We start from the raw sequence: 12,768 nt of genomic DNA, 5'->3' as shown, positions 1-12,768 counted from the left end.
GGCATGAAGGTGGAAGGCATCATCTTCAACTTCTTCGGGGTGTTCGCCGGGGCCGCCGCGCTGGTGTACTGGTTCTGGTCGAAGGACCCGACCGGCACGGCCGCGCTGACCCTCACCACGGGGCTCGGCCTGCTCGTCGGCGGCTACCTGGTCTTCACTGGCCGGCGGATCGGCATGCGCCCGCAGGACCTGCCGGATGCGGAGATCGCCGACGGGGCGGGGGAGCTCGGGCACTTCACCCCGGGCAGCTACTACCCGTTCTTCATCGGGGCCAGCTCGGTGACGGCGGCCATGGGCCTCGTCTTCGGCGTCTGGCTGATTGTTCTCGGTGCGCTTCTGGTCGTGGTGTTCGTGACCTGCCTGGTCTTCGAGAACTTCTGGCACCCGCCGGTGCCCGAGGACTGATCCCGCCCGGGTCGGGGGGTCCCCCTTCCCAAGGCCCGCTCAGGGAGCCGTGGCCACCGCCGTGTCGACCGCTGCGGCGGCGGCCTGGCTCGCGGTCACCCATCGCTCCAGGACGGCCCGGGCGGCGCCGGAGTCCACCGCCTCGGCCGCCCGGGGCAGGGCGGCGCCGATCTGCTCGGTGACGGGGGCGTCGGAGGGGCCGGCCGCGGCGACCAGGGCGGTGGCGGCGGCGAGCAGGACCGCGTCGCGGACGGGTCCGGGCTCACCGGCGAGCACCGACCGGGTGACGGCGGCGTTGTAACGGGCGTCCGCGCCGCGCAGCGCGGCGCGGTCCGCGACGTGGATGCCGACGTCGCGGGGGTCGAACCGCTCGCGGCGCGGCTGTCCGGCGCCGGCCGCGACGACCCACACGGCGGACGTCGTCACCGGGGTGAGCTCGTCGAGCCCGTCGTCGCCGCGGAACACCAGCGCCCGGGTGCCCCGGTCGGCCAGCACCCCGGCGACGACGGGAGCGAGCCGCGCGTCGGCGACGCCGATCGCCTGCGCGCCGGGGCGGGCCGGGTTGCTCAGCGGCCCGAGGATGTTGAACGCGGTGGGCACGCCGATCTCGCGCCGGACCCCGCCGACGTGCCGCATCGCCGGGTGGAAGACCTGGGCGAAGCAGAAGGCGATGCCTGCTGTAGCCAGGCACGCCTCGACGCCGGCTGGCGGCAGGTCGACCACGACACCGAGCTCCGCGAGCAGGTCCGCCGAGCCGCAGGATGACGACGCGGCCCGGTTGCCGTGCTTGACCACCGGCACACCCGCGCCGGCGACGACCAGCGCGGCCATCGTCGACAGGTTCACGGTGTGGGAACGGTTGCCGCCGGTCCCGCAGGTGTCCACGGCGCGGGCCCGTACCTGCTCGGACAGGCTCAGGGGCGTGGCACTGGCCAGCATGGCCCCTACCAGGCCGGCGATCTCCTCCGGCGTCTCCCCTTTGGACCGCAGCGATACCGCGAACCCGGCCACCTGCGCGGGCGAGGCGGCCCCCGCCATGATCTGGTGCATCGCCCAGGCGGTGCGCGCGGAGTCCAGGGACTCGCCCGCCAGCAACGCCCCGATCAGCTCCGGCCAGCTCGTCTCGACGGTCGGGAGAGCCCCGGCGGGGGGAGCGCCGACGGGGGAGTGGCCGGTGTAGGAGTGGGATGCGCTAACGGTGGTCATATCTCGGAAGCCCTGGATCTCAGTGGGCGAGCTGGGCGCCGGTGAGCGGCTGACGGGCCACGGCGCCGCCGGCACGCGCCCGCAGCAGTGTCACGACCGCCTCGGTGAGCAGACCCGGGTCGATCGGATGGGTGACCACCGCATCCGCCTGGGACCAGGTGGCGAGCCAGCGATCGTCCGGGCGGGCGACCAGCAGGATGGTCGGCGGACAGTTGATGACCTCGTTCTTCAGCTGCCGGCAGAGCCCCATGCCGCCGCTGGGGGTGGCCTCCGCGTCGAAGATGCACAGATCCGCCTCGTGATGATCGACCACGCCGATCGCCTCGGGGGCGTCGGCGGCCTCGACGAACTCAATCGGACCGAGGCCAGCGGCGGGGAGACGGCCGATCGCGTTCCGGACGTGTTCGCGCACATCCGCTCGGTCGGCGTAGACGAGGATGGTGATCATGTCGTCCGCGGGCCTTTCGCGAGAGGTGACCATCGCCGACCGGCGGTGAGCCGGCCAGCGGTGAACTGCGGACCGCCCTCCAGGCACCTCGGGCTCCCAGGTACCCCGGACATCCGGGCACCTCGGAAGTGGACGCTGCCATGTGAGAGTTGTCCCGTGCAGGCTACCTCCCGCGGACCGTCGGACGTGACCCGTGTCGCGTCGCCCGCCGGGTCCTCGCCGGGCCGGGTGGGGCCGGGAGCACAGACCCCTGGTTGCCTTCGGATCGTCGCAGGAGTGATACTGAGACTTGTTCTCAATCGGTGGACCCTGATGCCGGCCGGACCGCGTGACGCCTCGATCGCCGCCGCCGGCGGCCCGGGGCGTTCCACCGCCGTACGACGGGCGTGATCCTATGAACAACCAGACCGATCTTCGTCTCACTTCGCAGCGGATGGCCGTGCTGGCGGTGCTGGCGGCGGCCCGCGACCACCCGACCGCGGCCGAGGTCTACGAACGGGTGCGGACCGTGTCCCCGGGGATCGGCAGCGCGACCGTATACCGCACACTGGCGTTGCTGGTGTCCGCCGGTCGAGCGATCGAGCTGCGCCTGGGCGGCGGCCCGGCGGCCCGGTACGACGCCAACACGAGTCGTCACGACCACGTGGTCTGTGGCGGATGCCGTCGGGCGGTCGACATTGATCACCCCGTCCCCGACGGGATGATGGCGGAGATCGCGTGCCGCTCGGGATTCGCCATCACCGGGTACGACCTGCAGTTCCGGGGGCTGTGCCCGGATTGTCAGGCGAACGGCTCCGGCCCGGCCCGCGGCGCGGACAGGACCGGTCAATAGTGAACACCCATCCACAAGGAGCACTTCATGCCGAAGCTTGACGGCACCAAGACCCACGAGAACCTCAAGGAGGCGTTTGCCGGCGAGAGCCAGGCGAACCGGCGTTACCTCTACTTCGCCCGCCGGGCCGACATCGAGGGGCTGACCGACGCATCGTCGCTGTTCCGCGACACCGCGGAGGGCGAGACCGGGCACGCCTTCGGGCACCTGGATTTCCTCGCGGAGGTCGGCGACCCGGCGACGGGCGAGCCCCTTGGCACGACCATGAAGAACCTGGTCAGCGCCGTTGCCGGCGAGACCTACGAGTTCACTGCCATGTACCCCGGCTTCGCCAAGACCGCCCGCGAGGAGGGCTTCGAGGAGATCGCGGACTGGTTCTCGACCCTCGCCCGGGCGGAGAAGACCCACGCCGGTCGGTTCAAGAAGGCCCTCGACGCGCTGTCGGCCGAGGAGACGGCCGACGCCTGATCGTCGGGGTTTCTCGATCGACCGGGCCGGGGTGGCGGGGCGATGCCAGTAGTCCCCGTCGCCACCCCGGCCCGTATCGTCGCTCCCGCGCCGTGGGCCCTCGGCCGTTCCTGGACCGCTCGCCCGTTCACGGATCCCAGCATTTCCGGACAGGAGATCGCACGATGGCGCTGACCATCGCCGACATCACCACCGACCACCAGGCGTACACGGAGCGCCGGCCGCGGCTGCGCAGTCAGATGATCCTGGTGCGCGCCGAACGCCGGGTACGGGTCGGGGACATCGTCGTCCTCGAGTTCGAAAACGAGCAGACGCTGCGCTACCAGGTGCAGGAGATGGTCTACACCGAGCGGCTGACCGCCTCCGCCGACGTCGCCCACGAGATCGATGCGTACTCCCGCCTGCTGCCCTCCAGCCACGTCCTCACGGCGACGGTGTTCATCGAGCTCTCGGTTCTGGAGACTGTCCGCGAGGAGTTGGGGCGGCTTGCCGGGCTGCAGCACAGTCTCGCCCTGGAGATCGGCGGGACCCGGGTGGCGGGCGAGGAGATCCCCGGCCTTGACGAGGATCCCGATGTGACCACTGAGACCGTCTCCGTGCACATGGTGCGCTTCGCGCTGACCGATTCGCTCCGGGATGCTTTCCGCGACCCCGAAGTGCTGGTCGAGCTCGTCGTGGAACACCCGGAGTACAGCGAGGCGACGCCGTTGACCGGAGCCACCCGGCGTGCCCTCATCGCGGATCTCGCGTTGCGGTCCTGACCGGCCCACTCGGCCGGCGCCGACCTGTCACGGCCGGTCGCAGCCGGTCGCAGTCGGTCACGGTCACGGCCGGTCGCGGGTCCCCGGTCGCGGGTGAGGTCGGACACGTCCGCGGGCAGTCGGTTCGCGCGCGGCGGGATGGGTAGGCGGAACACCTAGGGCACGCGTCCGTGTCGGCACGTCCGCCCACCCGTCAACGTCAGCACGTTCATCCACGTCAGGGAGCCACCCGTGACCGATGACCAGCTACGTCCCGACCGCACCCGCCCCGGCGCCGCTGTCCCGGCCGGCGTCCCCTCCGCGCAGGGCACGGCCGCGCGGGCCGCGCTGCACCGCCTCGCCGAAGGTAAGGACGAGCGAGCGGCGCTCGGCGATCTCGCCGTCGCCGAGGTCCTGCTGCCCGACCTCGGTAACGACATCACCGATCTGTCGGAGGAGGACGACAGCGTCCTGCAGCTGCCGGTGGCCGAACGGCAGGACGGCACCCAGTTCGTCCCGACGTTCACCTCTGAGCAACGCCTGGCCGAGGCGCTGCCGGAGGTGGCGCGTTACCGCACGGTCCAGGTGGCAGCACTGGGCCGGATCTGGCCGTCCGATGATCTCCTGCTCGCGGTCGATCCCGGCTCGGAGGGCGGCATCGCCCTGCCGGCGGACGGCCTGCGGGCGCTCGCCGCGATGTCCGGCTGAGGCCCGCCCGGCGTCACGTCACGTCGCGGTCGGGGGCCACGTCGCGGTCGGGGGTGTCCGTGTTGGCTCGACCGTGCCCGCCGAACGGCGCTGGCGGGCCGGTGTGTCGCGGGTGAGGCACGCAACATCGGCCGGGTCAGCCTTGTTGCTCCGCATCGTTCGTAGGCCGACTGACATCGCTGTGACCTGCGTTTTTCCAGTTGCGGCAGGGCTTTGCCGGGCACGCGAGGCAGCCGCCACGATGATCCGGGGCGGTCATCGACGGGTCGTAGTCCTACCGAACGTCGAACCTACGGTGGCGCGTGGGCCGTCCCGTGCCAGAATGACCGACGTGGCCTCAGCCCCCGTCCTCGAGAAGGCTCCTCCACCGCACCCGACGGCCAACCGTCCCTCGATGGTCTCGGTTGGCACGGTCGTGTGGCTGTCATCGGAGCTGATGTTCTTCGCGTCCCTGTTCGCGATGTACTTCACGATCCGTTCGGTCAACAGCGGCAACTGGCCGCCGGCTACCGGCGACCCTGCCGGATCCGAACACGGACCCGTGGAGCTGCACGTCGGGTACGCGTTGTTCTTCACCGTGATCCTCGTTCTGTCCAGCGTCACCTGCCAGCTCGGCGTGTTCGCCGCCGAGCGTGGTGACGTGTACGGGCTACGGCGCTGGTACCTGATCTCGCTGATCATGGGTCTGGTGTTCGTCGGCGGCCAGGTGAACGAGTACTTCAGCGAGAACAAGTTCACGATGGCGTCGCACGCCTACGGATCGGTGTACTACCTGACCACCGGTTTCCACGGGCTCCATGTGATCGGCGGTCTCGTCGCCTTCTTGATGGTGCTGGGCCGATCGATGTACGGGCGCTTCACGCCGGAGAAGGCGACCTCGGCGATCGTCGTGTCGTACTACTGGCACTTCGTCGACGTTGTCTGGATCGCCCTCTTCGCGACCATCTACCTCCTCCAGTGAGCGACATGACTGCATCCTCGGGCACGCCGTCGGGCATCCCACCGTCGGGCACTCCGGCGCCGGGCACCCCCGCGCCGGGCACCCTGGCGTCGGGCACTGCGGCGTCGCGATCCTCGGTGCCGGTCGCCGCCACGAAGCGGTTCTCGGGCGGGCGCCGTTCGCCCGCGCGTCGTCGCCGGAGGTCCTCCGCGCTGGTCATGGTCCTCGGCCTGCTGGCCACGGGGGTGCTGTGGACGGTGCTCGCGCCGGGCGGCAACGCCGCGCAGACCCCGGACGCCAACGAGGCGGTCCGGCAGGGCCGGGCGCTGTACCTGCAGGGCTGCTCGACCTGCCACGGGCTGGGAGCGCAGGGCACGAACACCGGGCCCAGCCTCATCGGCGTCGGCGCCGCCGCGGTGGACTTCCAGGTGTCGACCGGCCGGATGCCGCTGGCCGCCCCCGCCGCGCAGGCCGACCGCAAGCCCCCGATCTACTCGGCGACCCAGATCGACCAGCTCGCCGCGTACATCCAGAGCCTTGGCGGCGGCGAGGAGATACCGAAGGTCACGGACGCGGCGCTCAACGACGCCGATCTGTCGCACGGCGGCGAGTTGTACCGGGCCAACTGCGCGCAGTGCCACCAGGCCGTCGGTCAGGGTGCGCCGCTGACCTACGGCAAGTTCGCCCCCTCGCTGAATGAGTCCACCCCGGTGCAGGTCGTCGAGGCCATGCGGACCGGGCCGGAGTCGATGCCGGTGTTCGGCCCGCGCCAGCTCAACGAGGAGGACGCGATCGCGATCGCGGCCTACATCAGGCACATGAAGGAAACGCCGAGCGCCGGTGGGCACAGCCTCGGTAACTACGGTCCGGTGCCCGAGGGGCTGCTGGCCTGGCTGGTGGGCGTCGGTGCCCTGCTGGGCGTGTGCCTGTGGATCGGAGCGAGGCAGAAGGTATGAGTGGAGTGACCAGACGGGCCCGGGAACGCCGGGGCCGGCGGATTCCGGTGCGGACCAGCCGTCCGTCCCGAGGGAGCGGCGTATGCACTACCCGGGCTACCAGGGCGAACCGGCCGATGAATCTGAGCAGGACTCGATGAGCAGCATCTTCAGAAGGGCGAAGCACCCGGTGGACACCTCCGGCCAGCCCGCCGGGGGATCCGGGGTGTCTGCCGGCGGCCCGGACGTCCCGGCCGGGACGCCGGACGGCCCGGAGGCCCTGGGCACGCCGCCCCACCAGACCGACTCGACCCGTGAGCCCGGGACCACGGCCGTTCGCCCGCGGGCGGGGGTTATCCAGCCGACCTACGGGGAACGGGCCGCCGGCGGGGTGACCGTCCGTCCGCCGCGCGCGCAGGACGTGGACCGCCGGGCCGAGCGGCGGGCGGAGCGGCTGATCGCCGGCTGGTTCTTGATCTCGGTGATCGGCACCGTCGGGTTCGTCGTCACCAATTTCGTCGGTGACAAGCACAAGGCGTACTACACCCCCTCCCTCGGGGCCGCGCTGGGCCTCGCCGTTGGTGGGCTCGGCATCGGCCTGATCCTGTGGGCCAAGCGGCTGATGCCGCACGAGCAGGCCGTGCAGGAGCGCCACGCGTTCGCCTCCTCGAAGGAGGAGATCGCCGTCACCGAGGAGGAGATCGCGGCCGGGTTCGCCGACACCGGCCTCGCGCGCTACCCGTTGCTGCGCCGCACCCTGCTCGGGGCTGGCACCGTGCTCGGCGGGCTGATCGTGGTGCCGCTGCTGAACCTGACGAACGCCAAGCCGGGCAAGAAGCTCGACCACACGAGCTGGGTGAAGGGTGCCCGCCTCGTCACGGAGGACGGCCGTTACGTCAAGCTCGGCGACGTCGCCATCGGCGGCATCGAGACCGTATTCCCGGCCGTTCCGGTGACCGAGGCCGACGGCACCGTCGCGTACCAGCCGAAGACCGATATCCAGACCAAGGCCGACAGCACGACGATCCTCATCCGGCTGCCACCGGGGGTCGACCGCCCCCGCAAGGGCCGGGAGGACTGGGGCGTCGACGGCCACGTTGCCTACTCCAAGATCTGCACGCACGCCGGCTGCCCGGTCAGCCTGTACGAACAGCAGACCCATCATCTGCTCTGCCCCTGCCACCAGTCCGTCTTCGACGTGCGGGACGGCTGCCGGGCGATCTTCGGGCCGGCCAGCCGGTCCCTGCCGCAGCTTGCCATCGCCGCGGACAATGACGGGTTCCTCTACGCCCGTGACGGTGACTACCACGAGCCCGTCGGTGCCGCCTTCTGGGAGCGCTCATGACCACCGCCTCCGCCCCCGAGTTCGTCAAGCGGCCGGGCCCGATCCGGAAGGCCAACCGTGAGCTCGACGAACGGTTCGGCAACCAGGCCTTTCTGCGGCGCAACCTGAACAAGGTCTTCCCCGACCACTGGTCTTTCATGATCGGGGAGATCGCCCTCTACAGCTTCATCGTGCTGCTGCTGACGGGCATCTACCTGACCCTGTTCTTCGACCCGTCGAACACCGAGGTCATCTACAACGGTTCCTACGTCCCGCTCAAGGGCGTGGAGATGAGCCGGGCCTACGCCTCGACGCTGGACATCAGCTTCGACACCCGGGCCGGTCTGGTGTTCCGCCAGATCCACCACTGGGCCGCGCTGGTCTTCGTCGCGTCGATGGTCGTGCACATGTTCCGGGTGTTCTTCACCGGCGCGTTCCGCAAGCCCCGCGAGACCAACTGGCTGATCGGCATCGGTCTGGTCGCCCTGTCGATGCTCGAGGGCTTCGCCGGCTACTCGCTCCCGGACGACCTGCTCTCCGGCACCGGTCTGCGGATCGCGGCCTCGATCGCCCAGTCCATCCCGATTATCGGGACGTGGACGTCGTTCCTCGTCTTCAACGGGGAGTTCCCGGGCGTCAACTTCCTGCCCCGGCTCTATGTGACGCACATCCTGCTGGTGCCGGGCGTCCTGCTCGCGCTCATCGGCGCGCACCTGGGCATCCTGTGGCACCAGAAGCACACGGACTTCCCCGGGCCGGGCAAGACCGAGGACAACGTCATCGGCCACCGGGTCTTCCCGGTGTTCGCGGTGAAGTCCGGCGGGTTCTTCATGCTGGTCTTCGCGATGCTCGCGCTGCTCGGTGGTCTCGCCCAGATCAACCCGATCTGGATGTTCGGCCCGTACGACCCGGCGAAGGTCAGCGCGGCCTCCCAGCCGGACTGGTACATCGGCTTCCTCGACGGCTCGACCCGGCTCATGCCGCCGTGGGAATGGCGCGGCTGGGGACACACCCTCCCCGCGGTGTTCTGGCCGACTGCCGTCCTGCCGGGCATTATGTTCACGCTGGCGGCGCTCTATCCCGCGCTGGAAGCCAGGTTCACTGGGGACACGAAGCCGCACAACCTCCTGCAGCGGCCCCGGGAGGCGCCGACCAGGACCGCGATCGGCGCGATGGCGATCAGCTTCTACCTGGTGCTGATGATCTCCGGCGGTAACGACATCATCGCCAAGACCTTCAGCATCTCGCTGAACGCGATGACCTGGGCCGGCCGCATCGGGCTCATCGTCGTGCCACCGATCGCCTACGCGGTGACGAAGAAGATCTGCATCGCGCTCAACCAGAAGGACGCCGAGATCGAGCATCACGGCATCGAGACCGGGATCATCCGCCAGCTTCCCAGCGGGGAGTTCGTGGAGGACCACCGCCCGAAGCCAACTCCCATCCCCGACCATCCGCTCGTCCCGACGGACCGGTTCGAGCTGCCGGCGGCCAACGGGCACGGCGACGGTCACGGCAAGGGGCTTGCGCGCCGCGCCGGCAAGGCCGTGACCGGGTTCTTCGTCGAGGAGAAGCAGCCACCCGGCGGCGGCCGGCAGTAGCCGTCCGGCCTGACGGAGTACCTGACGGAGCAGCTGGCGTCAGTACGTGGCGTCCTGACGTCATGGCCTGACGTCACGTCAGGCCGACGGGAACCACTCGTCACCGTCATACGCACGTACCGGCCGGCCGGGGGCCGCACCGAATCCGGCCGCGGCGCGGATGGCGCCCGCGGCCGGCCAGCTCCACCCGCCCTCCAACCGCACGAGCCGTACCCCCGGCCCACTGAGCCAACGGGCGATGCGCTCGGTCTCCTCGACGGAGGCGCACGGGGCCGGGCCGGGCCGTGGCCGCACCGTCTCGGCGCTGGCGACCACGGCGTCGACCCAGGGCCGCGGATCGACACCGGGCGGCACGCTCGCCGCTGACACCAGCCGGCCGTGACGCACCACGGCCAGCTCCCAGCCGGCCTCGGCGGTCGGGGCCGCGGCGACGAGCTCGGCGACTCCGGTGAGAGCCGACAGCCGCTGGGCACGTGCGGCCGCGCGGACGAACGCGATCATCCGGTTCCGCTGGACGGCGGCCTCCTCGTAGCGCTGCTCGGCGGCCAGCCGGTCGATGCGCCGCGTCGAGGCGGCGATGACTCGGCCCGGATCGCCGGTGATGGCGGCCCGGGCGGCGGCGACGTGCCGGCCGTAGCTCGCCACGTCCTCCCGGCCGTCGCACGGCGCTCCGCATCTGCCGAGGTCGGCGAGGGTACAGGCGGGCCGGCGCACGCGCGGGGACAGGCGCCCGGAGCACTGGCGCAGCGGCACCGCGGCCAGCAGCGCCTCGGCGGCGGCGTCGGCGGCGCGGACACTGCCGAACGGCCCGAGATAGGTCGCGTCGTCACGGGCGGCGCGTACCCGTGAAAGCCGCGGGAACGGCCCGTCGGTGAGCTTGAGGTACACGGATCGCTCCGGGAAGCGGGATCGGCGGTTGTACGGCGGCTTGTACTCGGCGATTAGCCGCAGTTCCCGGACCTCGGCCTCCAGGGCGTGCGCGCAGCCGATCGCGTCGACCCGCTCAGCCAGCGCCACCATCTCCGCCATCCGGGTCCGGGGCTCGCTGGCGGTGAAGTAGGTACGGACCCGGGAACGCACCGAACGCGAGGTGCCGACATACAGGGCCCGTTCGTCGGCGTCCCGGAAGATGTAGACACCCGGGCCCGTCGGCAGGCCGTCGGCCAGGTGCCGTTTGCGTCGCTGGGCCGGCGACACCCGGGAGCTGTAGTCGTGCAGGTCCTCCAGGGTGGTCACGCCCGCGTTGCCGAGCCGTTCGAACAGCCCGTGCAGCACGTCGACGGTGGCCCGGGCGTCCGCCAGCGCCCGGTGGCGGGGTTCGACCGGGCTGCGGAACAGCGAGGCCAGCGACGTGAGCCGGCAGTCGGGACTCTCGTCTCTCGTGACCACCCGCCGGGCGATACGCAACGTGTCCAGATACTCCCAGTCGGGCACCGGATAGCCGCAGAGCTCGACGGCGGCGCGCAGGAAGCCGAGGTCGAACGGGGCATTGTGGGCGACAAGAACGGCACCGCGGGCGAACTCCAGGAAGGTGGGCACCACCTGCGCGACCGGCGGCGCCGTCGCCACCATCACGTCGGTGATGCCGGTGAGCACCGAGACCATCGGAGGGATGCCGACGCCCGGCCGGACCAGAGTGGCCATCTCGGCGAGGATTCGGCCGCCGCGGACCCGGACCGCGCCGATCTCGGTGATCTCGTCGGTTCCCGGGGAGGTGCCCGTCGTCTCCAGGTCGAACACGACGAAGGTCACGTCCGCCAACGGGCGACCGAGATCGTCCAGCCTGCCCTGCCCTGCCCTGCCCTGCCCTGCCGGGGCGGGGCGGCCGGGGACGGTCCGGGGTGGGATCTGGGCGCACGGCGTCACGGTAGGCCCCACCCCCGACAGTTTCACGCCCGGGATTGTCCGCCGGGCCCGGAGGCGAAAGCAGGTCCGCCTCGCCGCACGTCGTCACGGAGGTTCCGGGTCACGGGCCGGTGGAAAATGGTTAACGATACCTGATCCGTAGGGTGCTGGGTGTGCCACGGGACGGTATTGGCCATAGAATTCGCCGCGGTTGCCCCGTTTATGGTCCCGTCGGGGCAGTCCGGTGCTTCTGTCGGGGCGTGTGCTCAAACGTGCGGCCAACTCGGCAGGCCTGCGTGCGTCGAATGCGGAATCATGCCCAGGTGGCATGGTTCGAGACGAACGGCATTCGAGTGGCGCGGGTCGCGGTCGACTGTTCGAACGTTGACGTGATGGTGCGCTTCTGGTCCGCCGCATTGGGATACGAGGTGAGCCGGCGTGACGACGGGGTGATCCTGCGTCACCCGGCCGGCGCGGGACCCAAGCTCCTCCTCAGGCCCGGGGCGAAGCGCGATGCCGGCCGTAACCGGCTTTATCTGGATCTCTACGCCGTTGACGCGGAGCGTGTGATCGGCTGGTTGTCGACCCTCGGTGCCCGCCGGGTGTCCCGGTACGACGACGACGGGGAGAGCGAATACGTTCTCAAGGATCCGGAGGGTAACGAGTTCCGGGTGATGACGGTCGGGCCGGCGGGATTCGCGCGCCCCTTTGTCTGACACCCCGGCGGGCCGGGCTCCCACGGGGTTGGGTTCCCGGCGGGTCGGCGAGGGTGGAGCACGGTTTCGGAGAAGCGTGCTCCACACCACCGTCGCGTTCAGCGGAAAACGTGACGGCTCGACGGCCGGGTGAACGGCCATCGGCCATCGGGTGCTGTCGTCACGCGCCGGACGACCCGGTCGATAGGGTCGCAGCCATGTCGAGCGTCTTCACCCGGATCATCAACGGCGAGCTTCCCGGTCGCATCGTCTACTCCGACGAGCACGTGGTGGCGTTCCTGACGATCGCGCCGATCCGGCCGGGACACACCCTGGTCGTTCCCCGCACCGAGATTGACCATTGGATCGATCTACCCGATGATCTCCAGGTCGCGTTGTGGAGCGCCGCGGCGACGGTGGGCCGCGCCATCGACGCGGCCTTCCGACCTCGGCGGGTGGCCGCGCTCGTCGCCGGGCTCGAGGTCCCGCACGTCCACGTGCATCTCCTGCCGATCGAGGACGAGACGCAGATCGACTTCAGGCTCGCCGACCACAACCCCGACTCGGCCGAGCTCGATGCCGTGGCCGAGCGGATCCGTGCCGCCCTCGGCTGAGCCGGGT

14 protein-coding genes are annotated in these 12,768 nt (G+C 70.7%); 11 read left to right on the top strand and 3 right to left on the bottom strand.

Features of this window, described 5'->3' with window-relative positions:
- Positions 1-3: 3 nt before the first annotated feature.
- Positions 4-405 carry an aa3-type cytochrome oxidase subunit IV gene (ctaF, locus tag AC08OQ_RS00170; protein ID WP_462186434.1) on the top strand — a complete coding sequence of 134 codons (402 nt, stop codon included), beginning with the start codon at positions 4-6 and terminating at the stop codon, positions 403-405.
- 39 nt (positions 406-444) lie between these two features.
- On the opposite strand, the gene trpD is transcribed toward ctaF, so the two are convergent.
- Positions 445-1,611: an anthranilate phosphoribosyltransferase gene (gene trpD / locus AC08OQ_RS00165; protein ID WP_476600654.1), complete on the bottom strand. Its 1,167-nt coding sequence runs from the start codon at positions 1,609-1,611 to the stop codon at positions 445-447.
- A 19-nt stretch (positions 1,612-1,630) separates the two neighbouring features.
- Positions 1,631-2,059, bottom strand: coding sequence for a response regulator transcription factor (locus tag AC08OQ_RS00160; RefSeq protein ID WP_462186440.1), 429 nt, complete (start codon positions 2,057-2,059; stop codon positions 1,631-1,633).
- Positions 2,060-2,453: 394 nt separating this feature from the next.
- Between AC08OQ_RS00160 and AC08OQ_RS00155 the strand changes: the two genes are divergently transcribed.
- From AC08OQ_RS00155 to qcrB, 8 genes are all read left to right on the top strand, one after another.
- Positions 2,454-2,891 carry a Fur family transcriptional regulator gene (locus tag AC08OQ_RS00155; RefSeq protein WP_462186432.1) on the top strand — a complete coding sequence of 146 codons (438 nt, stop codon included), beginning with the start codon at positions 2,454-2,456 and terminating at the stop codon, positions 2,889-2,891.
- A 27-nt stretch (positions 2,892-2,918) separates the two neighbouring features.
- Positions 2,919-3,359, top strand: coding sequence for a rubrerythrin family protein (locus AC08OQ_RS00150; protein ID WP_462186431.1), 441 nt, complete (start codon positions 2,919-2,921; stop codon positions 3,357-3,359).
- Between the two features lie 164 nt (positions 3,360-3,523).
- The gene (locus AC08OQ_RS00145) at positions 3,524-4,120 is read left to right on the top strand and encodes a DUF3501 family protein (RefSeq protein ID WP_476600650.1); all 597 of its coding nucleotides are present in this window, start codon (positions 3,524-3,526) and stop codon (positions 4,118-4,120) included.
- A 231-nt stretch (positions 4,121-4,351) separates the two neighbouring features.
- On the top strand, positions 4,352-4,807 hold the full coding sequence (locus AC08OQ_RS00140; protein ID WP_476600648.1) for an SseB family protein: 456 nt from the start codon (positions 4,352-4,354) through the stop codon (positions 4,805-4,807).
- Positions 4,808-5,129: 322 nt separating this feature from the next.
- Positions 5,130-5,768 (top strand): aa3-type cytochrome oxidase subunit III, encoded by a 639-nt coding sequence (gene ctaE / locus AC08OQ_RS00135; protein WP_462186428.1) that lies wholly within the window; start codon positions 5,130-5,132, stop codon positions 5,766-5,768.
- 5 nt (positions 5,769-5,773) lie between these two features.
- On the top strand, positions 5,774-6,703 hold the full coding sequence (gene qcrC, locus AC08OQ_RS00130; RefSeq protein ID WP_476600647.1) for a cytochrome bc1 complex diheme cytochrome c subunit: 930 nt from the start codon (positions 5,774-5,776) through the stop codon (positions 6,701-6,703).
- Between the two features lie 136 nt (positions 6,704-6,839).
- Entirely contained in the window at positions 6,840-8,027 is a 1,188-nt protein-coding gene (gene qcrA, locus AC08OQ_RS00125) for a cytochrome bc1 complex Rieske iron-sulfur subunit (RefSeq protein ID WP_476600645.1), read from the top strand.
- Complete coding sequence (gene qcrB, locus AC08OQ_RS00120; RefSeq protein ID WP_476600643.1) at positions 8,024-9,607, top strand: cytochrome bc1 complex cytochrome b subunit; 1,584 nt, start codon at positions 8,024-8,026, stop codon at positions 9,605-9,607. Before qcrA ends, qcrB begins: the two co-directional genes overlap by 4 nt.
- A gap of 78 nt (positions 9,608-9,685) precedes the next feature.
- Here the strand turns inward: qcrB and AC08OQ_RS00115 are convergent, their stop codons facing one another.
- Positions 9,686-11,368, bottom strand: coding sequence for a DEDD exonuclease domain-containing protein (locus AC08OQ_RS00115; protein WP_476604089.1), 1,683 nt, complete (start codon positions 11,366-11,368; stop codon positions 9,686-9,688).
- Positions 11,369-11,757: 389 nt separating this feature from the next.
- On the opposite strand from AC08OQ_RS00115, the gene AC08OQ_RS00110 reads away from it, so the two are divergent.
- Complete coding sequence (locus AC08OQ_RS00110) at positions 11,758-12,168, top strand: VOC family protein (protein WP_476600656.1); 411 nt, start codon at positions 11,758-11,760, stop codon at positions 12,166-12,168.
- 197 nt (positions 12,169-12,365) lie between these two features.
- On the top strand, positions 12,366-12,761 hold the full coding sequence (locus tag AC08OQ_RS00105) for an HIT family protein (RefSeq protein WP_462202462.1): 396 nt from the start codon (positions 12,366-12,368) through the stop codon (positions 12,759-12,761).
- Positions 12,762-12,768: the final 7 nt, after the last annotated feature.

This window comes from Frankia sp. CcCS3, assembly GCF_977927575.1.
This window is presented reverse-complemented; position numbering and strand designations above follow the sequence as displayed.